Source organism: Dongia sp. (assembly GCF_041918875.1).
Classification (GTDB): domain Bacteria; phylum Pseudomonadota; class Alphaproteobacteria; order Dongiales; family Dongiaceae; genus Dongia.
Genome location: NZ_JAYRUV010000013.1, coordinates 81,084 through 107,327, shown reverse-complemented (window position 1 = coordinate 107,327; position 26,244 = coordinate 81,084). Strand labels below are relative to the sequence as shown.

The window sequence follows — 26,244 nt, the reverse complement described above, 5'->3', positions numbered from 1 at the left end:
GGAGAGTCGCTTTCAATCGGGGCGGAAATGGGGCAGCGCGATGAAAATTCGAGGAACTTCGCCGGCAATCCCGTCAGTTGTGCGACAGGTCACAGATTCATTCGGTCTTGTTATCCGAATGTCCAAGCGGCATCGAAGGCGCTACCACATCGCGGATGCGCTGTTTCAGTTCCTTAAGCTCGGGAAAGCGGCTCTCGACTTTTCGCGACCACACCAGCGCGCCATCCAGCGTCACGTCGAACACGCCACCGGTCCCCGGAATCAGCGCCACGCCACCCAATTCGTCTTCAAACGTGACCAGTAACTCCTGCGCCGTCCAACCCGCCCGCAACAGCCAGCGGCATTGCGTGCAATAGGTGATGGCGACAACGGGTTTGGCGTCAGCCATGCGACTTTACCGTCAATCCCTGCGGATAGAGCCGTGCGATCCACAGCAGCAGCAGCAGGCCCGGGACGGCCATCAAGGCGGTGAGCGCCCAGAAGCTGATCCAGTCCATGTGATCGGCCAGCCACCCGCTGCCGCTCGACATCACCGTGCGCCCCTGCGCCATGAAGGAGGTAAGGAGCGCATATTGCGTGGCGGTGAAGGCCACATTGCAGAGGCCGGAGAGATAAGCGACGAATGCCGCTGCAGCGATGCCGCCGGCCAGATTGTCGGCCGTGATGGCAACACCCAGCCACAGCAGATTATTGCCCATTACCGCCAGATAGCTGAACAACAGGTTGGTTACCGCCTGCAATACGCCGCCGATGAACAAGGTCTTGAAAAGGCCGATGCGCGCGACGACGAGCCCGCCCAGCACGCCGCCCACGAGGGAGGCGATGAGGCCGTAGACTTTGGACATGGCGGCGATCTCGGTGCCGGTGAAGCCAAGTTCGTTATAGAACGGTGTCGCCATCGTGCCGCCGAAGGCATCGCCGAACTTGTAGAACAGAATGAAGAGCAGGATCACGACCCAGCCGCGCCGGCCGATGAAGTCGGCAAAGGGACGTATAACCGCATCGCTCAGCCATTGCGCATAGCTGCCCTGGCGCCCGGTGCGGGACGCGACCTTCGGCTCCGGAATGAAGAGCGTGAATAATGCGCAGATCAGCATCGCACCGGCAAGAATGGCAAAGATGGTCGGCCAGGCGATGAAGTCCGACATGGCGACGGCGCCGGCACCCGCCAGCAACATGCCGATGCGGTAGCCGACCTGCGTCGTGCCGGCACCGGCGCCCTGCTCTGCGTCGTCCAGCAATTCGATGCGGTAGGCGTCGATGACGATATCCTGGCTGGCGGCGAAGAAGGCGACCAGGATTGTCATCAGCGCCGTTGCTGTCGGTGCTGTCACGGGATCGGTCTGGCCCATGCCGAAGATCGCGGCGGCAAGCGCTATCTGCAGCACCAGCAGCCAGCTCTTGCGCCGGCCGAGGAGCCTTGTGAGCAGCGGGATCGGCGCCTGGTCGATGATAGGCGACCAGGCGAATTTGAATGTGTAAGGCGCCCCGACCAGGGCAAAGAGTCCGATCGTCGTCTTGTCGACGCCAAGCTTCGAGAGCCAATAGGACAAGGTCGAGAGAGTAAGGAGCAGCGGCAGGCCGCTGGCAAAGCCCATCACCAGGATGATGAGCTGGCGCGGCGTGAAGTAGACGGCCATCGCATCGAGCCAGCTTGCATTGCGTTCGACAGCCATCTTGCATCCTTCAAAGCGGCACTACCCCGACTCGGGGACGCCCGTTGCGGCGCATGCTGAAGGAAGTCTATTTCGGCTTCAATTGCTCGTTGAGGCTGGTCAAGGTCGCCTCGTCGAGATCGCCGATGCGTTTGGCGAGGCGATTGGCGAGTTCGGTCGCCAGCGGCGAGAGGCCGCCGGTATCGATGTTGATCTTGGGGTCGGAGAGGTCGGCGAGCGCCTTGAGGTCGTCCACTTCATCCCAGGCGAGGTTGAAATAGGCCGCCACCTGCTGCACGAAGCCGGTCTTCGGGCGCGCCCGGTGGCCATGCTCGAGTGCCGAAAGATAGGCGGAGCTCACTTTCAGCGCCTTGGCCATATCCTTGAGCTGCCGGCCCTGGGCCTGGCGCAAATCGCGCAATCTTTGTCCAAAGGGTGTCATGCGGGGTTGAGCTTATCGACCCGCGCGCATCCGCCGCAATAAAATCAGACGTAAGGGAGTCAGACCGCGATCCTGAAACGCGCGATGGCCGTTTCGCCTTCGTTCAAGGACGGCTCGGCCCCGGCCTGGCGATAGGCGCGGTCGGCCGCCTTGACTGGCGGATCGTGGAGGCCGGCCTGCAACTGCTCCTGCGCGATGAGCTGCGCCAGAAAGGCGGCGAGCGGTGTGCCCAATGGCACCGACCCATTGCCGGTCTTGGGGGCGGCGGAATCGCCGCCGATCGCCGCCGAACCGGCACGGGCTGCCGCCGTCTCCGCCTCGACCGTCTCGGTCTGGGTGCGGGCGGGCACCTCGGCATTGCCCAGCGCATCGCTGCGCCCGCCATCGACGACGCGGAAACGGAACTGCTTGGCCCTGGATCCGCCGGCGGGTCCGCTGGTGGCGTCCGCCGTTTCGTCGACCCTGGAAAGAGCCAGCCGCTCTTCATCCGTCTCGCCCCGGCCGCTGCCGACCCGCACGGGCGTGCGGCCGCCGCCGCTGATCGCGGTCGGTGGCGGCAACAGGAGCGGACCGATTTCGGCCATGCGTTCTGGGCTTCCCCGGATGAAAAAGGCTCAGGCCATGCGGGGACCGGTAGGCGGTTCCCGAATTAGATAGAATTTTAGATAAATTGGAGTTAGGGACAAGCCCGTTCAAGGCCCGTCGCGTCGATTCCGGTCACATCATCGTGCGACTCTCCCGAGAATTTCGTTAAGTTTACCAATAATTTACCATGCCGATAACGCTTTCCCGCCGCCGCACCGGGGCCTCGCCCCGGACCCCGGCACCGTCCCGCCCGGATGGCGAAAAATGCCCAACCAGTCAGGTTTTAGGACTTTGTTTAGACTCTGGCGCTAGGGTCGGTCGATGGCACCGGACGATGGCAACAGAGGAGCGCTCGTGACGGCTTTGAGGAACGAGCAAGGACTAAGTTCCCTGGCGCCGGATTCGGGCGATCGTTACGCGCAGGCCGAGCCGGCTGCTGCCGGTGCACCCGCCACCGGTGCACCCGCCACCGGTTCGCCAGACTGGTTGCGCAATGCCGTCATCGCCTCGGGCGATATTCTCTACAAATGGGATATTCTGTCCGACCGCCTGGCCTGGGCCGGCGAGATCGAGGAAGTGCTGGGCGAGGGCGAGAACGCCATCGCCAGCGGCCACGGCTTCAACAACCGCATCCATCCCGAGGACCTGCCGCGGCGCCTCAAGGCGCTCTCCGACCATTTCAGCCAGGGCGACAATTACGATTGCGAATACCGCGTGCGTAACGGCCAGGGAATCGTCATCTGGGTGCATGACCGGGGCCGGGTCGAGATCGACGCCAACGGCATGCCGGTCGCGATGTCGGGCGTCATGCGCATCATCACGCAGCGGAAGCAGAACGAGGCGCGCCTCGAGCGCATCGCCAATTACGACGAACTCACCGGCCATTTCAACCGCGCGCGCCTGCGCGACGAGCTTGAGCACGCCCTCTCCTTCAGCCGCCGCTTCAAGGTCGACGGCGCCTTCCTCGTCATCGGCGTCGACAAGCTCGCCATGGTCAACAACGCCTATGGCTACGAGATCGGCGACGCCGTGCTGGTCGCGATCGGCCAGCGCCTGGACCGCACGCTGCGCGCCAGCGACCTCATCGGCCGGCTGGGCGGCGACCGCTTCGGCGTGCTGCTGACCAACTGCCCCGAGGAATGCGTCACCGGGTGCATGGACCGCGTCATCCAGATGATGCGCGAACAGGCGATCGAGATCGACGGCCAGTCGATCCCCATCACGGTCTCGGTCGGCTGCGTGATGTTCCCCGGCCTGGTCAACACGGCCTATGAAGTCATGACCAAGGCGGAATCGGCCCTCACTTACGCCAAGAAGGCGGGGCGCTGCTGCTACAATGTCTATCGCCCGTCCGAACAGCAGACTTTCCTGCACCGGCGCGCCATGGATATCGGAACCCAGGTGCAGCAGGCGATGCGCGAGCAGCGCCTCATCTTCACCTACCAGCCGATCGTGCACGCCCAGTCGATGACGGTCTCGAAATATGAATGCCTGCTGCGCATGAAGGATCCCAAGGGCGAGATCCTGCCGGCCGGCGCCTTCATCCCCGTGGTCGAGCAGCTGGGAATGACGCGCCTCCTCGACCGTTACGTGCTCGACATGACCGTGGCGGAACTGCGCGAGGATCCGGCCGCCGTCCTCTCGCTCAACATTTCGGGCCTGACCGCGACCGACCAATCCTGGCTGCGTGCCCTCATCGCCGCGGTGAAATCGACACCCAACATCGCGCCGCGCCTGATCGTCGAGATCACGGAGACGGCGGCACTGCATGACATCGAGGAATCGGCCCGCTTCGTCAATGTCGTGCGCGATGCCGGCTGCCGCGTCGCCATCGACGATTTCGGCGCCGGCTTCACCAGCTTCCGCCATTTGAAGGCGCTGACCGTCGACCTGGTGAAGATCGACGGTTCCTTCGTCCGGAACCTTGCCAACAATGTCGACCAGCAGCTCTTCATCCGCAACCTGATGGGCCTTGCCGGCACCTTCGGCCTGGAAACCGTGGCGGAGTTCGTCGAGAACGAAGCCGACGCCCGCGTCCTGATCGATGCCGGCGTCCATTACCTGCAAGGCTATCATTACGGCCGCCCCCAATTCGACCGCCCCTGGACCGTCGGCCAGCGGATATTGTCGGCGTAAGGAGTAGGCACCCGTCACTTGGCGCCCCCCTCCCGACCTCCCCCCTGAAGGTGGGAGGTCGGGAGGGGGGCGCGACTGAAGACCCGCGCATGAGGTTGATCCTGCCCCGCCGCTGGTCCATAAAGCGGCGTGATGAACGAAACCGGTACAATGAGCCAGCGCGCGGTCAGGCTTGCCGACCTGCCGGCCCTCATCGCCTATCATGGCGAGGCGGTCTGGCTGGACCATGGGCAGGCAGCGCCACGGCGCGTGAGCCACGGCACGGCGGCCTTGTCCGCCCGTGCCCGGGCGCCGCTGCTGGTCCATGCGCCGGCGGCCGCGCGGCGCCTGAAGGCCGAGCGTTTCCTCGCCTTCGACCTCCTGGAACTCTACGCCTTCGTGCGGCCGGCCAGCTTCTCGCTGCCCACCCCCAAGGGTCTTGCGGAAGTTCTGGGTATCGTGGTCCCCCCGCATCACGATCCGCTGGTCGAGGCAGGGATGCTGCATGAATGCGCGCGCCTGCTGCTCGCCGAATTGTCGGCCCTGTCGCGCCAGAGGCGGCGCACCGTCGGCCTTGCCTGGGCGATGGCGCGGGGCGGCTGGGCCTGGGGGCCGCTGGTGCTGCGGGCACTCGATTTCCAGGCGGAGGGCGGCATCTCGACACCCGGCATCAACATCTGGGACGAACTTCCGGAATGGAGCGACGGCACGCCGCCGCCCGAACCGGATCACTTGCCCATCACGGCCGAGGAAACGCGCCGGCGCTTGGCCGACCTCATCGGCGATGGCGCCGAGCAGCGCGCGGCGCAGGCCGATTTCGCCGCCGGCCTCACCCCTGCTTTCTGCCCAAGGCCCGAGGAAGGCGCGCCCAATGTGGTGCTGGCCGAGGCCGGGACGGGTGTCGGCAAGACGCTGGGCTATATCGCGCCGGCAAGTCTCTGGGCGCAGCGCAACCAGGGGCCGGTCTGGATCAGCACCTATACCAGGCATCTACAGCACCAGATCGACCATGAGCTCGACCGGCTCTATCCCAATCCCGCGCAGAAGGCGCAGAAGGTCGTCATCCGCAAGGGGCGCGAGAATTATCTCTGCATCCTCAATCTCGCGGAAATGGGCGCGCAGCTCGCCAGCCGCCCGGTCGATGCCGTGGGTTTCGGCCTGGTCGCGCGCTGGGCGATGACGACGCGCGACGGCGACATGGTGGGCGGCGACTTTCCGGGCTGGCTGCCCGATCTCATCGGGCAAGGCCGCTCCTATGCGCTGGCGGACCGGCGCGGCGAATGCATCTATGCCGCCTGCCCGCATTACACGCGCTGCTTCATCGAGCGATCCGCACGCCGCGCCAAAAGGGCCGAGATCGTCATCGCCAATCATGCGCTGGTGATGATCCAGGCGGCGATCGGTTCCAGCAATGACGAGCAGCGATTGCCGACACGCTATGTCTTCGACGAAGGCCATCATCTTTTCAGCGCCACCGACGGCGCTTTCGCGGCCCATCTCACCGGCCAGGAGATGGGCGATCTCAGGCGCTGGCTGCTGGGCGCCGAGGGCGGCCGGTCCAGCCGCGCGCGCGGCCTCAAGCGCCGTCTCGAGGATCTCATCCTCGACGATGCGGAGATGCCGGCCATGGTCGATACCATCCTCCATGCCGCGAGATTGCTGGTGAGCGAAGGCTGGCAGCAGCGCCTTGCCGACAATCAGCCGCTGGGTCCGGCCGAGAAATTCCTGCACACGATCCGTCATCAGGTTCTGGCGCGATCGGCCGCACCGCGCAGCGGCTACAGCCTGGAATGCGCCTGCACACCGCTGGAACCCGATGTCGCGCTGGCCAGCGTGGCGCTCGACCGCGCGCTTGCCAGCCTGATGGAGCCGATGCTGGCGCTGGCGGCGAAATTGATGCGGCGCCTCGACGATGAGGCGGAAGCGTTGGAGAGCGCGGAACGCCAGCGCATCGATGCGATGGCGCGCGGCCTGCAGCGGCGCGGCGACATGGAAGTGGGTGCCTGGCGTGCGATGCTGAAGGCGCTCGGCCTTCAGCAGCTTCCCGATCCGGTCGGCGACACGCCCGTCTTCGTCGACTGGTTCGGCCTGGAGCGCAGCGACGGGCGCGAACTCGATGTCGGCATGTACCGGCACTTCCTCGACCCCACGCAGCCCTTCGCCGAAGCGGTGATGAAACCCGCCCATGGCGTGGTCGTCACTTCGGCGACGCTGACCGACGGCAGCGGGTCCGAGCAATCCTGGGCCGGGGCCGAGGCGCGGGCCGGCACCATTCATCTGCCGCTCCCCGCCTATCGCCTGCGCGTGCCCTCGCCCTTCGACTATGCGAAACAGACGCGCGTCTTCATCGTCACCGATCTCGACAAGGACGACATGGCGCAGGTGTCCGCGGCCTATCGCACGTTGTTCCTGGCGGCGCGCGGTGGTGCCTTGGGCCTCTTCACCGCCATCCAGCGCCTGCGCGAGGTGCATCGGCGCATCGCCCCGGCCTTGGAGGCGCAAGGCCTCAATCTCCTCGCCCAGCATGTCGATGCGATGGACAATGCGACCCTCATCGACATCTTCCGCGGCGATCTCGACGCCTGCCTGCTGGGGACGGACGCGGTGCGCGACGGCGTCGATGTGCCGGGAAATGCGCTGCGCCTCATCGTCTTCGACCGCGTGCCCTGGCCGCGCCCCGATCTCCTCCACCGCGCCCGCAAACAGGCCTTCGGCGGCACCGCTTATGAAGACCAGCTGACGCGCCTGAAGCTCAAGCAGGCCTTCGGACGCCTCATCCGCCGTGCCGACGATCACGGCGCTTTCGTGCTGCTCGACAAGGCGATGCCCTCGCGCCTGCTGTCGGCTTTCCCGCCGGACGTTGCGGTGGAACGGATCGGCCTCAAGGCCGCGATCGACCTGACCGCCGCGTTTCTGGCTGAAAACGTTAACAAATGGGCCGAAAACAGAGACTGAGCCCAGGGGTTGAGTGGGCGCCCGCCCGCCGCTATTGTTCCGGCGATTTTTCACCAGGCAATAGGATCACAGGACAATGGCCGTGCAAAACCATCATTCCGCCCTCATCTACACCATGGTGCTGATGGCTGCGGCGGACCGCGACATGTCGGATGCCGAGATGTCCTCGATCGGCGACATGGTCGGCCATCTCCCCGTCTTCCGCGATTTCGACCGCGAGAAGATCGCCAAGACCTCGGCCTCGTGCATCGATCTGCTGAACGGGAAAGAAGGTCTCGATGCCGTGCTGAAGAAGATCAGCGATACATTGCCGGAAAAGCTGCGCGAGACGGCCTATGCCCTGGCCTGCGATGTCGCCGCCGCCGACAGCACGGTCACGGAGGAAGAAGCCCGCCTGCTCGACCTGCTGCGCTTCGAACTGAAGATCGGCAAGCTCGTCGCCGCCGCCATCGAACGCGGCGCGCGGGCACGGCATCTGACGGTATAAGCGAAGACACCCCCTCTTCGTCGGCCGCCCTCAAGGCAGGGCCATCGCATTTATCAACTTTCGTCATGCCCGGGCTTGACCCGGGCATCTGTCGGCGGGCGACGGATATCACCCGGTCGCACCTGATCCTCGGGTCAAGCCCGGGGATGACGACTCATGGAGTCCGATATGCGATTGCGCGCCGTCGTTTGCAACGCGATGAGAAATTGACCTACGCCGCCGAGCGCAGGCCGCCATGGGCGAAGTCCATGTAGAGTTCGCGGGCGCGGCGGCAGATCGGGCCGATGTCGAGCTTGCGGTCCTCGATCTGCGTCATCGGCATCACCTTGCCGAAATTGCCCGATGAGAACAGCTCGTCGCATTCCAGTATATCCTTCGGCGTCAAGGTGCGCTCATAGACCGGGATCTTCGCCGCATTGAACAGGCGGATGAGGCGCTGGCGCGTGATGCCGTTCAAGAAACAGCCACTGGCGGCCGGCGTGATGGCGGCGCCGTCCTTGGCGATCCACAGATTGGCCGAGGCGAATTCGGCGATGTTGCCAAGCGGATCGAGCATCACCGCTTCGTCGAACCCCTTGGCGCGCGCTTCGCCCGAGGCGCGGCCAGCCTGCGCGTAGAGGCAGACCGCCTTGGCATCGGTCGGCGCCATTTCCGGCGACGGCCGCCGCCAGCGCGAGATCATGGCGCTGGCGCCCTTGGGTTCCGGGAGCGGCGTCAGCACGACCGAAATGCAGATGCGCGTGCTGGCCGGGTCCGGTGCCATCCAGCCATCCTCCGACCACATGAAGGGACGGATATAGAGATGGCTGCCGCGCGGAAAGCGCGCGATGCCGTCGCGGCAAATCTCTTCGATCTCGCCCGCCGACAAGGGCGATCGCAGGCCGACATTGCTGGCGGAACGCACGGCCCGGCGGCAATGCAGGTCGAGATCCGGGGTTACGCCGTCAAAGGCGCGGGCACCGTCGAAGATGCCGCCCATCAGCCAGGTCGCGTGATCGAACGCGCGCATCAGCGGCGGATTGCCGGTGACCCATTTGCCGTCAACGAAGTGCCACTGTTCCATGGCGGGCCTCACTCATGAATGCGAAAGCCCGGCGCGGGGCGGAATGGCCATCGGCGCCGGATCGTCAGATATCAGAGTGAAACGCTAGGACGCTTCTTCTGGGTGCGTCAAGCTTTGTGGCACGAGCCGGATGCCGCGAGCGGTCCAATTCGGAGTCCCGGACCGCCTTCGGCTACCCGTTCCCGGCGAACGTGGCCGGGAAGGTTGCCGGGAGCGTTGCATCGTGAGGCGACGGCGCATCGAAATAGCGTGCCGGTAACGGGCGCGGATGCAGGCGCTGCTGCGCCATGCCCGGTTCCGGGACCGCGTCTTCTTCACGATTGCCAAAATAGAAGACGGCGCTGCCGAGTTCGCGCAATTCCGCCCGCGCCGCCGCCAAGGCCTCGGGCGACGGGCCGTCCTGCTCGGCCGGTTTCAGTATCTCGCGCAGCCGGGCGGCGGCGATGCGCGAACCCAGCCCCACCATCTGCCGGTCGATGAGGCGCAGCTGCGCGCGCCTTTGCGCCCAGTCGGCGGCGGCACCCGTGCCGAAGCGGCGGCGGTGCCGCATTTCCTCGGGCAGGAAGTCGAAGCTTGCCTGCAGCTGGCTGTCTTCGCCGGCGTCGAATTCGAAACGTCTTGCTGTGCGGGCCATGCCGTTCTCCATCGCGACCTGAATGAGAACATATAGCGAACATGACTTGCAAGTCAAGCCGAGGGCCGCTTTTTCCGGCCCTTTGGAACGGTGTTACCGCGAAATCGCGTTTACTGGCTCACCCACTGGATGCGGGCGGTGAAGCGCACCTGGTCCTGCGGCACGAATTGCGGCTGGCCGCCCTGGCGGATCGCCTCCAGATAATAGCCGTCGGCATCGTGACGCACGACCTTGCGTACCAGGACCGTGGCGGCGCTGGTGCCGATGATGATGCGGTCGCCGCGGCGGATTTCGACCCCGCGGGCGGCGATCAGCGTATCGCCGTCGCGATAGACGGGGTCGAAATCGGCCCCCGTGATTTCGACCCCGAAGCAATCGCGCCCGGCACCGGCGAAATCGAGATGCCCCCAATCGGGCCCGACCGGCATGCCGCTGGCATCGAAGCAGTCGCCGGCGGCGAGGCGGTCCAGGGAGATGACGGGAATCGTGCGCTGACCGGTGCGCGGCACGACGCGCCCGCCGCCCACTGTCTGGTCATAGGCGGCGGCACCGCCATGGCCGTTGCCGCTGGCTTCGCCATTGCCGGCGCCGGTGAGGAGAACGAAGTCGACGAAAGGCTCGCCGGTGACGGTCAGGATCTTGGAGAGCGATTCCGTCGAAGGCCAGCGCGGGCGACCTTCGCGCGTAATGCGCTTCGATGGGTTGAACGCAGTCGGATCGAGGCCGGCGCGACGCGCGAGACCCGAGGCGGAAAGCCCGTGCTTGGCGGCTAATCTATCGATACCACGCCAGACGTCGGCATGCTGCAACATGGGAACTGACACGATCGCTTCTCCTAATGTTCAAGCTTAAACGACCCGCTTGCCGCAGCCCCAGGACGAAGCGTCTCCTTTCCTAAAACCGGCCTACAACCCATGAGGGTTCCAGGATCATCTTCCGATTCCGCGTCCTCCCCCCGAAGGTTCCGCGCCATCGACATGATGATCGTCATAATAGCCCAGGAAATGCCTAGAAAGAACAATTCATTTGTAAGTAATAGGATTAGAGCACTCTATACTTTCGTATAAGAATCTTTCGCCTTAATGTTCCGTTGAACAGTAATTCTCTTTGATTTCTTGCGGTTTACGCCGGGTCTCGCGGCGGATTACAAGGAATTTAGGATTATTTTTCGTCCCAGGGAATAAACGGGCGGGAAAATCGTAGCCCGACTTGCTCCCGCGGCACTTATCCGATAGGTCCACGTCCCCATGAACTGGCTCGATCGATTTTATCCGCTTTTGCGGCCCGCCCTCTTCTGCCTCGAGGCCGAGCGCGCTCACCGCCTGGCCGTGGGCCTGCTGAAAAGTGCCGGCGGCGGCGCATCCGCGACAACGCATCCGATGCTGGCGCAGCGCCTCTGGTCGCTCGATTTTCCCAACCCCGTGGGCCTTGCCGCGGGCTTCGACAAGAATGCGGAATGCTATCGCGGGGCGCTCGGCCTGGGTTTCGGCTTTGTCGAGATCGGCAGCGTGACGCCGCGCCCGCAGGCCGGCAATCCGCGCCCGCGCCTGTTCCGCCTGGTGCCGGACCGCGCCATCATCAACCGCATGGGCTTCAACAATGACGGCATGGAGGCGGTGGCGGCACGCCTTGCGGCACGCGACCGGGCGGCGGGGATCGTCGGCGTCAATCTGGGCAAGAACAAGGAGACGGCGGATGCCGCCGCCGATTACGCGTTAGGCATCGCCAAACTCGGACCCCTGGCCGACTATCTCGTCATCAACGTTTCCTCGCCCAATACGCCGGGCCTCCGCGCGCTGCAGGGCAAGGCGCCGCTGGCCGACCTCATCCGCCGCGCGCGCGCCGCGCGCGATGCCCCGCACGATACACTGGGCACGCGGCCGCCCTTGCTGCTGAAGATAGCCCCCGACCTCACCGGGGAGGATCGGCGCGACATCGCCATGGTGGCCCTGGATGAGGGGCTCGACGGACTCATCGTCAGCAATACGACGATCGCGCGGCCGCCGCTCGTCCGCGCCGATCTGGCCAGCGAGGCTGGCGGCCTTTCCGGCGCGCCGCTCATGGCGCCGTCGACGGCTCTGCTGGGCGAGATGTACCGGCTGACGGAAGGCCGCCTGCCCTTGATCGGCGTGGGCGGCATCGCCGGACCCGAGGATGCCTACGCCAAGATCCGCGCCGGCGCCTCGCTGGTGCAGGTTTACTCCGCCATGGTCTATGAAGGACCGGGCCTGGCCCGGCGCATTGTCGCCGGCCTGCCCGCTCTACTGCGCGCCGGCGGCTTCGCCCATGTCGGGGATGCGGTCGGTGCCGATCACCGCTAGGATGCGCATCTTCTTAACAGCCTCTTAACCAAGGACTTGCTAGGGCTAAGGCATGACCCAGCGCGCCCATATCCTCATCTTCCTGCTTTATGCATCGGGCGCGGTTCTGCTGGCCTTCTGGCTGCCGGCATTCGTGCCCGGCATATCCCGCATCCTTGCCTACATCGCCGGCGGCTTCGTGGTGATGGCGGGCGCGCTGCTGCACCAGGCAGCACTCGGCCAGGCGCGGGCGCAGCACCAGGCGCGGTCGCTGGGCGACCTCAACCGCCTGCTTGGCGACGTGCTCAAGGATCAGCGCAAGCTCGAAGACGACATGCTGCAGCTCCGGGCGACGCTCGCCAATCTCGCCACCGCCCCGCGGCAGGATGTGGGCGAGGTGGTCAATGAAGTGAAGGTCCTGCAGAAGCTGATCGAACAGCTCTACAGCGCCCGCACCGCTATCGGCGGCAAGGCAGCCGCGCCGGCCAGGCTTGCCCCGCGCGATGTTGCAGCTGGCATAGCCGCAGCCGGCAAGGTCGCGGCCGACCAGCTCAGCATGCCGAAGCTCGCCGTGCCCAGGGAAGCGCCCATCGCCCAACCGGCGCCCACCCCATCCTCACCCACCCCGGCGATCGCATCGGCGGTCTCGGGTGCCGGCAGCGCCAGCCTGCCCATGCCGCCCATCGCCTACGATCTTGCCGAGGACGAAATCCTCGATGCCTTGCGCGACGGCCTGCGCGAAAACGGGGTCGAGCTCGCCCTGCAGCCCGTCGTCGCCTTGCCGCAGCGCAAGCGCCGCTTCTTCGAATGTTTCTCGCGCGTGCGCATCGGCGACGGGCGCGTGCTGACGCCGGAACAATATCTGGACCTCGCCGAGCGCCACGGGCTGGTCACCGCCATCGACAACATGCAGCTCTTCCGCTGCATCCAGATCCTGCGCCGCATCCGCAAGGGGAATGCCGGGATCGGCTTCTTCCTCAACATCTCGCACCACACGCTGGCCGACCGCGACTTCTTCCGCGAGTTCATCAACATGATGGCGCAGAACGCGGAACTCGCCCCGGCCATCGTCTTTGAATTCTCGCAGCGCGCGATGGAGCTGGCCGACGAGGCGCTCCTGCGCGATCTCGACCGGCTGGCCCAGCTCGGCTACCGCTTCAGCCTGGACCAGGTGACGCATTTCGACATCAACCCGGCGCAGCTCTCCAGCCATCATTTCCGCTTCATGAAGATCGAGGCTGAGAGACTCATCGCCGCGGCGCGGGCAGGCGCGCTGGGCGACGATCCGCAGGAGTTCAAGCGGATGCTCGATTCCTTCGCCATCGACCTCGTCGCCGACCATATCGAATCCGAACCGATGCTCCTCGAACTTCTCGACATGCATCTCGATTTCGGCCAGGGCTATCTCTTCGGCGAACCCCGCATCGCGCGCGCCGAAACCACCGCCCTCCACTAATAAGCAGACACGGAAGCAATGACTCAATTCCCGACCGGCCTCGGCGCCATCGCCGGCGATATCGACCTCGTCGCGATGGATCTCTGGGGCTGCATGCATGACGGCATCGTGGCCTACCCCGCCGCCCTTGAGACCCTGCGCCGGCTCCGGGCCGCGCGCATTCCGGTGGCCCTCGTTTCCAACGCGCCGCGGCGCACCGCGACCGTGCGCCCGCGCCTCGACGAGATGGGCATAACCGGCGATCTCTACGATGGCTTCTACACCTCGGGCGAGGAAGTCTGGAACCATATCGCCAAGCGCGATCTGCCAGGCTACGCGGCGCTCGGCGAAAAGGCCTATCGGATCGCGGGCCCGCTGGACCGCACCTTCACGCAAGGGCTCGACCTCGATGTCGTCGACGATATCGCGCGCGCGGACTTCCTGCTGGTCCTGGGTGTCGCCAGTCCCGAAACCCGCGTCGAGGATTTCCGCGCCATCCTGGAAGCGGCGCTGGCCCGCGGTCTGACGCTGGTCTGCGCCAATCCGGACCTCGTCGTGCATCGCGGCGGCGTTGCCGAAATCTGCGCCGGCGCGATCGCGGAAGACTATCGGCGGATGGGCGGCCGGATCCTCATCGAAGGCAAGCCGCATCCGGGCGTCTATCGGCGCCTGCTCGCCGATTTCGCGGTCCCGCCCGACCGGCTCATCGGCATCGGCGACGCCTTGCGCACCGATGTAGCCGGCGCCAAGGGAATCGGCGCCAAATCGCTCCTCATCGGCGGCGGCATCCATCATGCCATGCTGCTGAAGGGGGACGGCATCGACGCGGCGGCACTTGCAAGCCTCGCCGCGGACGGGCCCGAGCCGGACTTCGCCCTGCCATATCTCCGCTGGTAGCTTATTCCGGCCGCGTCATGCGGAAGGTTTCGGCGACCACCGCATGGAGCGCGTAGCCCATGCGGGCCAACGGCTTGGGCTGGCCGGGATCGAGGCGCGGTTCGTAGAACATGCCTGCCTCCCTCAGCGGCGGACGGCCAGATCGTAGCCGGCCATGCCGGCCAGCATCGCCGCGCAGAAGACCAGGGCGGCACTCCCGTCCAGCGCCAGCAAGGTGAGGGCCGGTCCGGGGCAGATGCCGGCGAGGCCCCAGCCGATGCCGAAGATGGCGCTGCCCAGCACCAGGCGGCCGTCGATCGCGCTGGCCTTGGGCCACTGGAAGCTGTCGGCGGCGATCGGCCTTGCCCGGCGCCGCGCATAGGCAAAGCCCGGCACGGTGACGGCCAGCGCGCCGCCCATGACGAAGGCGAGGCTCGGGTCCCACCCGCCACCGGCGAAGGCGGCGAGATCGAGGAAGGCCAGCACCTTCGCCGGATCGGCCATGCCCGAAAGGACGAGGCCGGCGCCGAAGACGAGGCCGGAAAGGAGGGCCAGGAGAATACGGGTCACGATTTTCAGGCTCCGATCAGGTGTCGCGTGACGAAAACGGTGATCATGGCGCTTCCCATGAAGAGGAGCACCGCCGCCAGCGAACGCGGGCTGAAGCGCGCCAGGCCGCAGATGCCGTGACCGCTGGTGCAGCCCGACCCCAGCCGCGTGCCGAAGCCGACGAGAAGGCCGGCGATCGCAAGGCCCGGCAGACCGGCAACGAGGCGCGGCTCGAACCCGCCCAGATAGCGTGCCATCAGCAAGGCCCCCACCGGCAGGCCGACGAGGAAGGCGAGGCGCCACGGCGTATCCGTGCCGGGCCTTTGCAGCAGGCCGCCCAGGATTCCGCTTATCCCGGCGATGCGGCCGACCGCCAGCAGCAGCATGAGGGCGGCAAGCCCGATCAGCGCGCCACCCGCCAGGGCGGCATGGGGGTTGAATGCGTTCCAGTCCATTTTCCGTTCCTCCGGCCGAAATTCAGCGCCGCTTCGCGGGCGGGCAGAAGGCGGCCTTCAGCACGCCGGCTATCTCGCGCGCCGGAGCACTTGCCGCCTCGTAATAGATGCTGGTGCCGTCGCGCTTCGTTGCAACCAGCCCCTCGGCGCGCAGGCGCATCAGATGCTGCGAGACCTTGGGCTGGGCGAGATCGAGCGCCAGCGCGATGTCGCCGACGCTCATGGGTCCGTCCTCCAGCACGCAGAGAATCGCCAGCCGGTGCTCATGCGCCAGGGCACGCAGGAAAGCGGCCGCCTCGCCCGCCTTGGCGAGCAGATCCCGCGGAGCGGCGCCTCGCCGCATGTTCTTTATATTCATAAATGCGAATATATGAATATTAATGGATTAGTCAAGAGCCGCACCAGCGGCCGCTATTCCGGCAGGCCCGCCTTGCGGAGCGTGTCGGCGAGCGTTGCCCGGTCCTCCGCCCGCCTGAGCGGCAGCCAGTCCTTGAGCGTGGAGATGCGCAGGTCGGGATCGAGCTCACGCAGACGGCGCATCGCCTGCCGGGCCGCGTCCGTTCGCCCGGCCAGCGCGTGGCTTGCCGCGACGACGCTGGCGGCGAGCAGGAAACTCGGCAGGTTGCCAAGCGCTTTTTCGCCCCAGGACGACGCCTGGTCGGGACGTCCCGCGAAGAGATGCGCCAGCCCCGTTCCGGCCTGCATGCGGACCATTTCCGGGTCGAGGGGGCTGAGCCGCATGGCGCGCGAGAAATGCCCGATCGCTTCTTCCTGCTCGCCACGGGCGATTCTCTGAAAGCCGCCCAGATACCAGGCGGCCGCGAGGTTCGGATTGAGCATCAGCGCCCGATCGAGCAGGGCGATGCAGCTGTCGAGATCGCCGCCGAAATGACCGAGCGCATGACCGCCGCGCGTGAGCGCCACCGCATCCTCCTTGCCGAGATCGACCGCCCTGCGTGCCAGCCTCGCGCCTTCCGCCATCTCCGCCCGGCGATCCGTCATCCAGCCATTGATCTTGCGCCAGAAATGGCACCACGCCGCCATGCCATAGGCCGAGGCGAAATCGGGATCGAGCGCGATCGCCTTATGGAACAGCGGCAAGGCCTCGTTGATCGCTTCCCTGGTGCCTTGATGGAAGCTCGCCATGCCGCGCAGGTATAGGTCGTAGCCGTCGAGATTCTCGGTGGGCTTCCTTTTGGCGCGTTCGATCTCCGCCCGCTCCAGCTGCGGCGAAATCGCGCCGACGACACTCACGGTGATCTGATCCTGCAGATCGAAAATGTCGTCGAGGGTTCCTTCGAACCGATCCGCCCATATATGCGCCCCGCTGGTCGCGTCGATGAGCTGGCCGGTGATGCGAACCCGGTTCGCGGCCTTGCGCACGCTGCCTTCCAGGACATAGCGGACGCCCAGCTCGCGGCCGACCTGCTTCACGTCGACGACCCGGCCCTTATAGGTGAAGCTCGAATTGCGCGCGACGACGAACAGCCAGCCGATGCGCGACAGCGCCGCGGTGATGTCCTCGACCACGCCATCGGCGAAATATTCCTGTTCGGCATCGCCGCTGAGATTGTGAAACGGCAAAGCGGCGATCGATGGCTTGTCGGGAAGAGCCAATATTGGCGCGTGGGGTGGCGTCTCATGCAATTCCGCGAAATCGGGTCCCGCGACACCCGGCCGGTCCGACGACGCTTCCTCGCGCACCGCGCCTACGAAGCGCAGACCCTTGCGCGCAACCGTCCGGATCAGGCGCTGTTCGGCGCCATTGTCGCCGATGGCCTTTCGAACCGCATTGATGTGGCTGGTGAGGGTCGATTCGGAGACGATCCGCCCGCCCCACACCGCCTCCAGCAGATCGTCCTTGCTGGCGACGCGCGCGCGGTTCCGCAGCAGATAGAGCAGCAAGTCGAAGACTTGCGGTCCGATGGCGACCGTCTCGGACCCGCGCGTCAGTTCACGCCGATCCGGATCGAGCCTGTAATTTTCAAAGGCGAACTGCACGTCGGCACTCCACCACCCGGCCAGCCTGGGTGGCACTGTTTGCAAGACCCTGAAAGAGCTGAAACCACTTGTCACGCGCGGCCGCGCGGCGGCCCGCTGTCACCGGGATATTACCGGGTCGGCCGGCCGTTTTGGACAAATATTCAGGACAAATTCAAGGACGCTTGAAGGCTGGCGCAAAGTCTTCCGGCCGGCCTCCAGGCATCCTCCATCCATCGACCGCGATGGTCGCGGCGAATGGCGAAAGGGAGGTTTCCATGCGCAATCATCAATCATCTAAAAAAATTGTGGTCATTGGCGGCAGCGGCCTCATCGGCGGCAAGCTTGTGAGCAGGCTGCGCGCGCTTGGCCACGACGTCCTCGCGGCGTCGCCCAGCACCGGCGTCAACAGCGTCACCGGCGAGGGGTTGGCAGGCGCCCTTGCCGGCGCCGACACCGTTGTCGACGTGGTGAACTCGCCCTCGTTCGAGGATAAGGCGGTGCTGGAATTCTTCGAGAAGTCGGGGCGCAACCTGATGGCGGCCGAAGCGGCGGCGGGTATCGGCCATCATGTGGCCCTCTCGATTGTCGGCACCGAGCGTCTGGCCGATAACGGTTACTTCCGCGCCAAGCTGGCCCAGGAGAAGCTGATCAAGGAATCGAAGATCCCCTATACGATCCTGCGCGCCACCCAATTCTTCGAATTCGTCGGCGCCATCGGTGAATCCGCCGCCGACGGGCAGACGATCCGCCTGTCGCCGGCCCTCTTTCAGCCGATCGCGTCGGACGATGTGGTTGCCGCCCTGGCCGATGTGGCGCTTGCGGCACCGGCCAACGGCACGGTCGAGGTGGCCGGCCCCGAGAAGATCAGCCTCGACGAATGCGTCCGGCGTTTCCTCAACGCCAGGAAGGACCCGCGCAGGATCGTTCCCGATATCCATGCGCGCTATTTCGGCGCCGAGCTTAACGATCGCTCTCTCACCCCGCTTGAAGGGGCGCGCATCGGCAAGACGCGGTTCGACGATTGGCTCGGCCGCTCCGCGCCGCAGGCGTAACGCAACGCAGCAACCTTGGAATTTCCCGCAACCTGTTCGCGTCCAGATAAGGAGAATTCAGATGTTCACCAGGTTTATCTTCGGAATCGTCGTCGCCGGCCTCGCTTTCAGCACCGCATCGGCGCAGGAAGCGGATGCCGATCAGCGCAAGGTGTCGGTGGTCTTCGACCGCGCGCTGCCGAATGCTCCCGGCATGAGCATGAAAGGCGTGCTGGTCGAATACGGGCCGGGCGCCGCATCGCCCGCGCATACCCATCCGGCCTCGGCCTTCATCTATGCGACGGTCCTCGAAGGCGCCGTCCGCATCAAGGTCAATGACGAGCCGGAAAAGATCTATCGCGCCGGCGAGAACTTCGTCGAAATGCCGGGCGATCATCATGGCGTCAGCGCCAATGCCAGCGACACCGAACCCTCGCGCCTGCTGGCCGTCTTCGTCGTCAAGACCGACGAGACGAAACTGGTGACGGAAGATAAATAGCGGCCCTCGTTCAGGCCAGCCGCTGCAGCACGAAATCAAGGAGCGTGCGCAACCGTGCCACGCGCTTGAGATCGCGGTGATAGCCCACCCATACGTCGCGGCCCGGAATGTCGGTTCCGGGCCGCGCCTCATCGAGCGCGATCGCCTCGAGGCCCGGCAGGCTGTCGCCGAGAAGCCGCGGCAGCACGGCAAGGCCGACGCCCTCGAGGCAGGCTTGGGCCTGGACGTCGCGATTGTTGCTGCGGAACGCGATGCGCGCCTTGGGCAGGCGGCGGCGCAGCCAGGCCATGTCGGGCAGGGTGCCGAAGGCCGCGTCCATCGTCACCAGCACCAGCCCGGCGCCGTCCCCCAATGACGGCACGGCCATGCCGCGCGGCGCATAGAGCGCATAATCCATGTGCAGGCATTTGCGCTGCACGATCTCCGGCTCGTCGAAAGGGGCGATGCGGAAGGCAAGATCCGCTTCGCGCCGTGCCAGGCTGAAGGGGCGCTGATCGGTAATGAGTTCGATGCCCATGCCGGGATGTTCCTTCGCGAACGCGGCCAGGATGGGCGTCAGCACATGGACGCCGAACCAGTCGGACGAAGCGATGCGGATCTGGCCCTGCAATTGCGCGCCGCCGGCGGCAAGGCGCTCGACCGCCAGCGACTCCTCCTCGATCCGCTCTGCATGCTGCAGGACCGACTGGCCCTCGTCGGTGAGGATGAAGCCATCGCTGCTACGCTGGAAGAGCGTCTGCCCCAGCGCCTGTTCCAGGGCGCGCAAGCGCCGCCCCATGGTGGGCTGCGTAAGGCCGATCCGGCGCGCCGCGGCACCCAGGGTGCCGGCACGGGCGATGGCCAGAAAGATGCGCAGGTCGCTCCATTCCATGGCGTACCTTAACCAATGTCATGCAATAATGCATGAGCTTCAAACGATAATCCAATCTTCCATACTTGCCCGCATGGTCTATCTCCATAGCATCCCTTCAGGAGACTGCCCCATGCCTATCCCATCAATGCGTGCCCTGCAGGCGCCGGACCCGGCATCGCCCTTGCGGATGATCGAGCTGCCGCGCCCCGCGCCCGGCCCGGGCCAGGTCCTGGTCCGCATCAAGGCCAGCGGCGTCAATCCGCTCGATCTCAAGATTCGCGCTGCCGCCGCCGCCCATGCCCGCCATCCGCTGCCCAATATCCTCGGCATCGACATGGCGGGTACGGTCGAGGCGGCCGGCCCCGGCGTCACCCGGTTCAAGGCGGGCGACGCGGTCTTCGGCATGGTGGGCGGCGTCGGCGGGCATCAAGGGACGCTCGCCGAATTTGCGGCTGTCGATGCCGACCTGCTGGCGCTGAAGCCGGCGGGGCTCGACATGCGCGCGGCGGCCGCCCTGCCGCTCATCTTCATCACCGCCTGGGAAGGTCTGGTCGACCGCGCCCAGGTGAAATCGGGCGAGCGTGTGCTCGTTCACGGCGGTGCCGGCGGTGTCGGCCACATGGCGGTGCAATTGGCCAAGGCGAGGGGCGCCGAGATCTTCGCGACGGAAGGCGCCGAACGGCGCGGCCTTGTCGAAAGCCAAGGTGCTACCTTCATCGACCGCACGGAAGATGTCGCCACCTATGTCGCCGCGCATACCGGCGGCGATGGTTTCGACGTGATCTACGATACCGCCGGCGGTCCCACGCTCGATGCGTCGTTCCAAGCCGTGCGGCCCTATGGCGGCCGCGTCGTGAGCTGCCTCGGCTGGGGCACCCATGCACTGGCCCCGCTTTCCTTCCGGGCCGCGAGCTATGCCGGTGTCTTCACTTTGCTGCCGCTCCTCACCGGCAAGGGCCGCGCCCATCACGGCGACATTCTCGCCGCCGCAGCGTCGCTTGCCGATGCCGGCCAATTGAAACCGCAGCTCGACGGTCAGCACTACACACTGCAAACCGCCGACGCCGCCCACGACGCCATCAACCAGCGCCGCGCTCAGGGCAAGGTCGTGATCGAGATTGGGAAGTAATGACTGAGTGCCAATCTCCTCCCCCCTGAAGGGGGGGAGGGATTTCGAGCGAGCAGCTGCTACTCCGCCGCGCGTTTGAGCGCCGGAAACCTTGAGCGCATTTCGAGTTCGAAGATCGGCACGGTGTTGCGGATATAGAGGTTCCGTGCATCGACCGACGGCTGATAGTCCCAGGCCACACCTTGCGCGCGGATGATGTCGTTGAGGTAGCGCCGGCGGCGCTGGCTGGCCACGACCTGTTGGCGGATCGCTTCCATGTCCCAGCCCTTGGCGATTTCGGCGCGCAATTTCCCGATACGCTCCGCATGGGCGGGATCGTTCGCCAGATTCGTCACTTCCAGCGGATCGGCCTCGACATCGTAGAGCTGGTCGGGATCGGTCTGGAAGTGGATGAACTTGTAGCGCCCGCGCCGGATCATGATTCCCGGCGCCTTGGCGCCCTCGCCCATATATTCGCCGATCACCTCGTCATGGCCCTGAAGCCCGGTCAGGTGCGGGACCAGCGAGCGGCCCTCGGTCACCACCTGCTCATGCAGGGGCGCGCCGTCGGTGGCGAGGTCGAGCAAGGTCGGCAGGATGTCGATCTGCGAGACGGCCGCCTTCACCCGGCCGGTCTTGAGTCCAGGTCCGTTGATGATCATCGGAATGCGCGCCGAATTCTCGAACCAGTTCATCTTGAACCACAGGCCCCGCTCGCCCAGCATGTCGCCATGGTCGCCGGTGACGATGGTGACGGTGTTGTCGGCAAAGCCGCTTTCCTTCAAGGCCTGCATCAGATCGGCAAAGCGCTCGTCGATATAGGAGACCGAACCGTAATAGGCATGGCGCGCATTGCGGATTTCCTCCGCGCTCGGCGCCGGATCGAGCATGCCGATGCCGTTGGCGATGCGCTGCTCATGCGGCCCCAGCGGCACGGCACCCGCTTTCAGCCTGGGCATGTCGATATCGTCATGCCGGTAGAGGTCCCAATGTTCCTGCCGCGCCAGATAGGGATCGTGCGGGCTGATCAGCGAAACCACCAGGCAGAAGGGCTGGTCGCTGTCCTTGCGCGCCAGGTCGAAGAGATGGCGCTTGGCCATGAACACGACCTCGTCGTCGAAATCGAGATAGGCCGAGCGCGTGCAGATGCCGGCCTGGCGCACCACATCCATGTTGTGGAACCAGTCGAGCTTGGCTTCCGGCCGGTCCCAATCGGGAACCCAGGCGAAGTCCGACGGATAGACATCGGTGGTGAGGCGCCGATGGAAGCCATGGAGCTGGTCCGGCCCGCAGAAATGCATCTTGCCCGACAGCGTGGTGTCGTAGCCCAGGGCCGAAAGATGGTGCGCGAAGGTCGGGATCTCGGCCATGAACTCGGCCGCATTGTCCCAGGCGCCGATCTTGCTGGGCAGGCGCCCGGACATGAACGAATAGCGCGCCGGGGCGCAGAGCGGGTAGTTGCAATAGGCCGCGTCGAAGACCATCGATTTTTCTGCGAAGGCGGAGAGGGCCGGGGTCTTCACCAGTTTATGGCCGTAGGTCGGCATGAATTGGGGGGCGAGCTGATCGAGCATGAAGATGACGAAATTGGGTTTCCGCTTGGCCATCTGGGTTCCCTCTTGTTCCTGGATGCTAGGCCAAGTCTCCTCTTTGCATCTGGCTTAGACAAACGAGAAATATTAGAGTCAGAGGCTAAGCTGCACTTATCCTGGAGCCGCGATGACCTTCCGCAAGCTGCCGCCGCTGGGCATGCTGCGCTCGTTCGAGGCGGCGGCGCGGCATATCAGCTTCGCCCGCGCCGGGGACGAGCTCGGCGTCACGGCGGCGGCCGTCAGCCAGCAGGTGAAGGGGCTCGAGGAACATCTCGGGCAGATGCTGTTCCTGCGCCGGCCGCAGGGATTGAGCCTGACCGAGGCCGGCCTTTCCTATCTCACCGTGCTGCGCGACGCATTCGACCGGCTGGGGGCCGGAACCGACGAGCTGTTCCATGGCCGGTCGGGCAGCGATGTGTCGGTCCGCGTCACCGCCGGCTTTGCGCATCTGTGGCTGGCGCCGCGCCTGGCGCGCTTCCTCGCCGCCGAGCCCACCATCCGCCTGCGCCTCCTCACCACGCTGTGGACGCCGCTCGAAATCGATGCCGAGGCCGATTTCGAGATACGCTGCGGCATCGGCGCCTGGCCGCAACTGACCGCCTATCCGCTGACCCGCGACCGGCTCTTTCCGGTCTGCGCGCCGGCGCTGGCCGAAGGCCTGCAGCGCCCGCTGCCGCACGAATATCTCGGCCGCCAGCGCCTCATCCATGTGGCGAGCTTCGCCGAAGGCTGGAACGACTGGTTCCGCGGCGCCGGCGGCACCGCCCAGCCGGGGGCGAACGGGGTCACCTTCGATACCGCCACGCTCGCCGTCGACCTTGCCCTGGCCGGCGGCGGTTTCATGCTGGGCCGCTCCTGCTTCGTCGATGCGCTGCTGGCCGAAGGCCGGCTGGTGGCGCCCTGCGCCGCCGGGATCAAGAGCACCGAGGCCTTCTATCTGGTCGAACGCGCGGGCGAAAGGCTGCCACGACCGGCCCGGCTTTTCCGCGATTGGATCCTCGCCGAGGCCGCCCGCCAGATCACCTGAGCACTCTCCGGTAAATTTTCTCTCTTTACTCTATCGAACTGATAGTGTTTAAAGGCCGGGAAATAGGTTCGCTGCGCTGACCTTATGGGCATCGGGCGAGCCGGAAGGCAAAGTCCAGGGATGGCCCATGCTTCAGCCTAAATCATTGATCATAGCTGGTTTTCTGGCAATAACGCCGATTGCCGTGGGTGCCGTGACCACGCTCACGGGGCTTGCCGGCATGCCCGCGGCCGCCATCGACGTGATCGGCTTCGAGCGCAAATGGCTGCTCTCGGTCGACGAGGCCCGCGCCCTCATCGCCTCCGGCGCCCTGGTCGTCGACGCCCGCAATGCCGAGCTTCGCGCCCGATCGCCGATCCGCAACGCAGCACCGCTGCAGGCAAACGAGCTTGCCGGCACTGATGCCGACATCGCGGCGAGGCTCCAATCCCTCGGCCTCAGCAACGATGAACCTGCCGTCATCCTGGGCGATCCGGCCCATGGCTTGGGCGAGGATGCCGCCCTGGTCCTCGCCTTGCGCTCGCTCGGCCATGGCCGTGTCGCCATGGTCGATGGCGGCCTGCCGGCCTTGCTGGCGGCGGGCCTGCCCACCGTGCAGGCGCCCTTCGGTGCCGGCACCTTCGCCGTCGCGCGCAACGACAGCTGGTCGCTCGATGCCGCCAGGGTAAAGCCGCGCGACTTCCAGCTGCTGGAAAGCGATCTCTCCGCCGACCTCCTCACGCCCGATGGGCGCCTCAAGACCGCCGACCAGATCGCCGCGATCCTGGCGGGACAGGGTATCGACCGCGATTCGAGGATCGCCACCGCCGGCCGCCGATCGGCCTGGCTGGCCGCCATCCTGCTCGACCAGGGTTACGACGCGCGGCAGATCGTGGGCGGCGAATTGGCATTGACCGCGGCCAACTGAACCGCATTCTAATGGCTTCATGAACGAAGCCATCTTCCGCCTCGGCATCTTCCTCATCCTGTTTGCGCTGCTGGGGCTTGCCGAGACTTTCCGCCCGCGCCGGCCGCTGCGCGACGACAAGGCCCGGCGCTGGCGCACCAACCTTGGCCTCTTCCTGCTCGACATCCTGGCGCAGCGCCTCGTCCTGGGCGCCATCCTCGTCTCGGCCGCCCTCCATGCCGGCGAGATGGGCTGGGGACTTTTCAACCTGACGGCATTGCCCTTCTGGCTCGAAGGGGCCGCGGCATTCGTCATCCTCGACGGCGCCATCTACCTGCAGCATGTGGCGACGCATAAGGTGCCGCCGCTCTGGCGCCTGCACCGCGTGCATCATGCCGATCTCGATGTCGATCTCACCACGGGTCTGCGCTTCCATCCGGTCGAGATTCTGCTCTCGGCCCTCTATAAGGCCGGGATCGTGCTGCTCATCGGCGCCGACCCGCTCATCGTCCTCATCTACGAAGCGTCCTTGAGCGCCTTCGCGCTTTTCACCCACGGCAATATCGCCGTGCCGGAAGGATGGGACCGGGCCCTGCGGCGCCTCGTCTGCACGCCCGACATGCACCGGCGCCATCATTCGACGCGCAAGGACGAGACCGATTCCAATTACGGCAATATCTTCTCTTTCTGGGACCGGCTGGCGCGCGCTTACTTCGAGAATCCCGCCTTGGGCCAGCAGGGCGTCATCCTGGGGCTGGCCGACGAACGCAAGGGCGCCAGGCTCGGCCTGACGCACCTGCTGCTGATGCCCTTCCGCTAGGAGGGCGGAGGCACGGGGCCGCCGTTCACGGCCGCGCCGTCTTCACCACGACCTCTCCGTAAAGCTCCGGCCGGACCTGATCGTTGAGCGGCCACCGGCTGCGCACCCGCCGCACCTGGTCGAGGTCGATCGTCGTGGTCAGCATCGCCTCTTCGTCCGGGGCCCCCGCCAGGATGACGCCCCAGGGATCGACCACCGCCGACCGGCCGATGAACCCGATGCCGGTCACCTTTTCCTTCCCCGTCATGCCGGAGGCGGCGATGAACATCTGATGGTCGGTGGCGCGCGCCTTCAGCAGGAAATCCCAATGGTCGAAGCGGGGCGCCAGGAAAGCGGTCGGCAGCAGGATGAGTTCCGCCCCGGCCTTGGCATAGGCGCGGAACATTTCGGGGAACCGGATATCGGCGCAGATCCCTAAGCCGAAGCGGCACAGATTGGTGTCGTAGACCTGGAGCGCCGCGCCCGGAGACACTTTCTTCGATTCCATGATGCCCGGCGGCAGATCGGTGCGGTTGGGCACGTCGAAGAGATGCGTCTTGCGGTAGGCGCCCAGCAGGTCGCCGCCCGGGCCGATCACCGGCGCGGTGTTGTAGATGCACCCGTCCGGCCCCTGTTCGTAGAACGAGCCGGTCACATACATCGCATGCCTGCGCGCGCAGTCGGCCAGCAGCTCGAAGGTGGGGCCGGGAATCGGTTCGGCCAGCGCCTTGTGCGCATCGCCGCTGGAAAATCCGGTGCCGGTGAAAAGCTCCGGCAGCACGACGATATTGCTGCCGCGCGATCCGGCGAGGTCCAGATAATGCCGTGCCTTGGCGAGATTGCCTGCCTTGTCGTCATCCTGCGCATTGAATTGCGCGATCGAAATCGTGACCGGGCGCGATTCGTTCATGACCC

At 65.8% G+C, this 26,244-nt stretch carries 26 protein-coding genes; 12 read left to right on the top strand and 14 right to left on the bottom strand.

What is annotated here, in order from left to right; all coding sequences use genetic code 11:
• Positions 1-97 precede the first annotated feature (97 nt).
• From ACE3TY_RS14860 to ACE3TY_RS14845, 4 genes are all read right to left on the bottom strand, one after another.
• A complete protein-coding gene (locus tag ACE3TY_RS14860; protein WP_374654293.1) occupies positions 98-388 on the bottom strand; it encodes a SelT/SelW/SelH family protein in 291 nt (96 codons plus the stop codon).
• Positions 381-1,676: an MFS transporter gene (locus ACE3TY_RS14855; RefSeq protein ID WP_374654291.1), complete on the bottom strand. Its 1,296-nt coding sequence runs from the start codon at positions 1,674-1,676 to the stop codon at positions 381-383. Before ACE3TY_RS14855 ends, ACE3TY_RS14860 begins: the two co-directional genes overlap by 8 nt.
• 67 nt (positions 1,677-1,743) lie before the next feature.
• Positions 1,744-2,076, bottom strand: coding sequence for a helix-turn-helix domain-containing protein (locus ACE3TY_RS14850; RefSeq protein WP_374654289.1), 333 nt, complete (start codon positions 2,074-2,076; stop codon positions 1,744-1,746).
• An 80-nt stretch (positions 2,077-2,156) separates the two neighbouring features.
• Entirely contained in the window at positions 2,157-2,681 is a 525-nt protein-coding gene (locus ACE3TY_RS14845; RefSeq protein WP_374654287.1) for a hypothetical protein, read from the bottom strand.
• Between the two features lie 322 nt (positions 2,682-3,003).
• Here ACE3TY_RS14845 and ACE3TY_RS14840 point away from each other — a divergent pair, with 322 nt between their 5' ends.
• The 3 genes from ACE3TY_RS14840 (at position 3,004) to ACE3TY_RS14830 (ending at position 8,239) form a co-directional block, all read left to right on the top strand.
• Positions 3,004-4,818 carry a putative bifunctional diguanylate cyclase/phosphodiesterase gene (locus ACE3TY_RS14840; RefSeq protein ID WP_374654285.1) on the top strand — a complete coding sequence of 605 codons (1,815 nt, stop codon included), beginning with the start codon at positions 3,004-3,006 and terminating at the stop codon, positions 4,816-4,818.
• A 150-nt stretch (positions 4,819-4,968) separates the two neighbouring features.
• Positions 4,969-7,752, top strand: a complete 2,784-nt coding sequence (locus tag ACE3TY_RS14835; RefSeq protein ID WP_374654283.1) for an ATP-dependent DNA helicase — start codon at positions 4,969-4,971, stop codon at positions 7,750-7,752.
• A gap of 76 nt (positions 7,753-7,828) precedes the next feature.
• Positions 7,829-8,239 carry a tellurite resistance TerB family protein gene (locus ACE3TY_RS14830; RefSeq protein ID WP_374654281.1) on the top strand — a complete coding sequence of 137 codons (411 nt, stop codon included), beginning with the start codon at positions 7,829-7,831 and terminating at the stop codon, positions 8,237-8,239.
• A gap of 211 nt (positions 8,240-8,450) precedes the next feature.
• Here the strand turns inward: ACE3TY_RS14830 and ACE3TY_RS14825 are convergent, their stop codons facing one another.
• From ACE3TY_RS14825 to ACE3TY_RS14815, 3 genes are all read right to left on the bottom strand, one after another.
• Positions 8,451-9,302 carry a branched-chain amino acid aminotransferase gene (locus tag ACE3TY_RS14825; protein ID WP_374654279.1) on the bottom strand — a complete coding sequence of 284 codons (852 nt, stop codon included), beginning with the start codon at positions 9,300-9,302 and terminating at the stop codon, positions 8,451-8,453.
• Between the two features lie 172 nt (positions 9,303-9,474).
• The gene (locus ACE3TY_RS14820) at positions 9,475-9,936 is read right to left on the bottom strand and encodes a hypothetical protein (RefSeq protein WP_374654277.1); all 462 of its coding nucleotides are present in this window, start codon (positions 9,934-9,936) and stop codon (positions 9,475-9,477) included.
• A gap of 110 nt (positions 9,937-10,046) precedes the next feature.
• Complete coding sequence (locus tag ACE3TY_RS14815) at positions 10,047-10,760, bottom strand: helix-turn-helix transcriptional regulator (protein ID WP_374654275.1); 714 nt, start codon at positions 10,758-10,760, stop codon at positions 10,047-10,049.
• Positions 10,761-11,183: 423 nt separating this feature from the next.
• Here ACE3TY_RS14815 and ACE3TY_RS14810 point away from each other — a divergent pair, with 423 nt between their 5' ends.
• The 3 genes from ACE3TY_RS14810 to ACE3TY_RS14800 are packed head-to-tail and all read left to right on the top strand — an operon-like array spanning position 11,184 to position 14,568.
• Positions 11,184-12,257 (top strand): quinone-dependent dihydroorotate dehydrogenase, encoded by a 1,074-nt coding sequence (locus tag ACE3TY_RS14810; protein WP_374654273.1) that lies wholly within the window; start codon positions 11,184-11,186, stop codon positions 12,255-12,257.
• A 52-nt stretch (positions 12,258-12,309) separates the two neighbouring features.
• Complete coding sequence (locus ACE3TY_RS14805; protein WP_374654271.1) at positions 12,310-13,692, top strand: EAL domain-containing protein; 1,383 nt, start codon at positions 12,310-12,312, stop codon at positions 13,690-13,692.
• An 18-nt stretch (positions 13,693-13,710) separates the two neighbouring features.
• On the top strand, positions 13,711-14,568 hold the full coding sequence (locus ACE3TY_RS14800; protein WP_374654269.1) for a TIGR01459 family HAD-type hydrolase: 858 nt from the start codon (positions 13,711-13,713) through the stop codon (positions 14,566-14,568).
• A gap of 123 nt (positions 14,569-14,691) precedes the next feature.
• Here the strand turns inward: ACE3TY_RS14800 and ACE3TY_RS14795 are convergent, their stop codons facing one another.
• From ACE3TY_RS14795 to ACE3TY_RS14780, 4 genes are all read right to left on the bottom strand, one after another.
• Positions 14,692-15,117 carry a DUF6691 family protein gene (locus tag ACE3TY_RS14795; protein ID WP_374654267.1) on the bottom strand — a complete coding sequence of 142 codons (426 nt, stop codon included), beginning with the start codon at positions 15,115-15,117 and terminating at the stop codon, positions 14,692-14,694.
• A gap of 5 nt (positions 15,118-15,122) precedes the next feature.
• Positions 15,123-15,551 (bottom strand): YeeE/YedE family protein, encoded by a 429-nt coding sequence (locus tag ACE3TY_RS14790; protein WP_374654265.1) that lies wholly within the window; start codon positions 15,549-15,551, stop codon positions 15,123-15,125.
• Positions 15,552-15,573: 22 nt separating this feature from the next.
• Positions 15,574-15,894, bottom strand: coding sequence for an ArsR/SmtB family transcription factor (locus ACE3TY_RS14785; protein ID WP_374654263.1), 321 nt, complete (start codon positions 15,892-15,894; stop codon positions 15,574-15,576).
• 68 nt (positions 15,895-15,962) lie between these two features.
• Positions 15,963-17,552, bottom strand: a complete 1,590-nt coding sequence (locus ACE3TY_RS14780; protein ID WP_374654261.1) for a winged helix-turn-helix domain-containing tetratricopeptide repeat protein — start codon at positions 17,550-17,552, stop codon at positions 15,963-15,965.
• Positions 17,553-17,809: 257 nt separating this feature from the next.
• Between ACE3TY_RS14780 and ACE3TY_RS14775 the strand changes: the two genes are divergently transcribed.
• Both ACE3TY_RS14775 and ACE3TY_RS14770 read left to right on the top strand, forming a co-directional pair.
• Positions 17,810-18,586 carry an SDR family oxidoreductase gene (locus ACE3TY_RS14775; RefSeq protein WP_374654259.1) on the top strand — a complete coding sequence of 259 codons (777 nt, stop codon included), beginning with the start codon at positions 17,810-17,812 and terminating at the stop codon, positions 18,584-18,586.
• 61 nt (positions 18,587-18,647) lie between these two features.
• The gene (locus tag ACE3TY_RS14770) at positions 18,648-19,064 is read left to right on the top strand and encodes a cupin domain-containing protein (RefSeq protein ID WP_374654257.1); all 417 of its coding nucleotides are present in this window, start codon (positions 18,648-18,650) and stop codon (positions 19,062-19,064) included.
• 10 nt (positions 19,065-19,074) lie between these two features.
• Here ACE3TY_RS14770 and ACE3TY_RS14765 read toward each other — a convergent pair whose 3' ends face one another.
• Positions 19,075-19,935 carry a LysR family transcriptional regulator gene (locus ACE3TY_RS14765; RefSeq protein ID WP_374654255.1) on the bottom strand — a complete coding sequence of 287 codons (861 nt, stop codon included), beginning with the start codon at positions 19,933-19,935 and terminating at the stop codon, positions 19,075-19,077.
• 112 nt (positions 19,936-20,047) lie between these two features.
• On the opposite strand from ACE3TY_RS14765, the gene ACE3TY_RS14760 reads away from it, so the two are divergent.
• Positions 20,048-21,046: a zinc-dependent alcohol dehydrogenase family protein gene (locus ACE3TY_RS14760; protein WP_374654253.1), complete on the top strand. Its 999-nt coding sequence runs from the start codon at positions 20,048-20,050 to the stop codon at positions 21,044-21,046.
• Between the two features lie 59 nt (positions 21,047-21,105).
• Here ACE3TY_RS14760 and betC read toward each other — a convergent pair whose 3' ends face one another.
• Positions 21,106-22,632: a choline-sulfatase gene (gene betC, locus ACE3TY_RS14755; protein ID WP_374654251.1), complete on the bottom strand. Its 1,527-nt coding sequence runs from the start codon at positions 22,630-22,632 to the stop codon at positions 21,106-21,108.
• 112 nt (positions 22,633-22,744) lie between these two features.
• Here betC and ACE3TY_RS14750 point away from each other — a divergent pair, with 112 nt between their 5' ends.
• From ACE3TY_RS14750 to ACE3TY_RS14740, 3 genes are all read left to right on the top strand, one after another.
• The gene (locus ACE3TY_RS14750; RefSeq protein ID WP_374654249.1) at positions 22,745-23,644 is read left to right on the top strand and encodes a LysR substrate-binding domain-containing protein; all 900 of its coding nucleotides are present in this window, start codon (positions 22,745-22,747) and stop codon (positions 23,642-23,644) included.
• A 127-nt stretch (positions 23,645-23,771) separates the two neighbouring features.
• A complete protein-coding gene (locus ACE3TY_RS14745; RefSeq protein ID WP_374654248.1) occupies positions 23,772-24,551 on the top strand; it encodes a sulfurtransferase in 780 nt (259 codons plus the stop codon).
• Positions 24,552-24,570: 19 nt separating this feature from the next.
• Positions 24,571-25,350, top strand: a complete 780-nt coding sequence (locus ACE3TY_RS14740; RefSeq protein WP_374654246.1) for a sterol desaturase family protein — start codon at positions 24,571-24,573, stop codon at positions 25,348-25,350.
• A 25-nt stretch (positions 25,351-25,375) separates the two neighbouring features.
• Here ACE3TY_RS14740 and ACE3TY_RS14735 read toward each other — a convergent pair whose 3' ends face one another.
• Positions 25,376-26,239 (bottom strand): carbon-nitrogen hydrolase family protein, encoded by an 864-nt coding sequence (locus tag ACE3TY_RS14735; RefSeq protein ID WP_374654244.1) that lies wholly within the window; start codon positions 26,237-26,239, stop codon positions 25,376-25,378.
• Positions 26,240-26,244 lie beyond the last annotated feature (5 nt).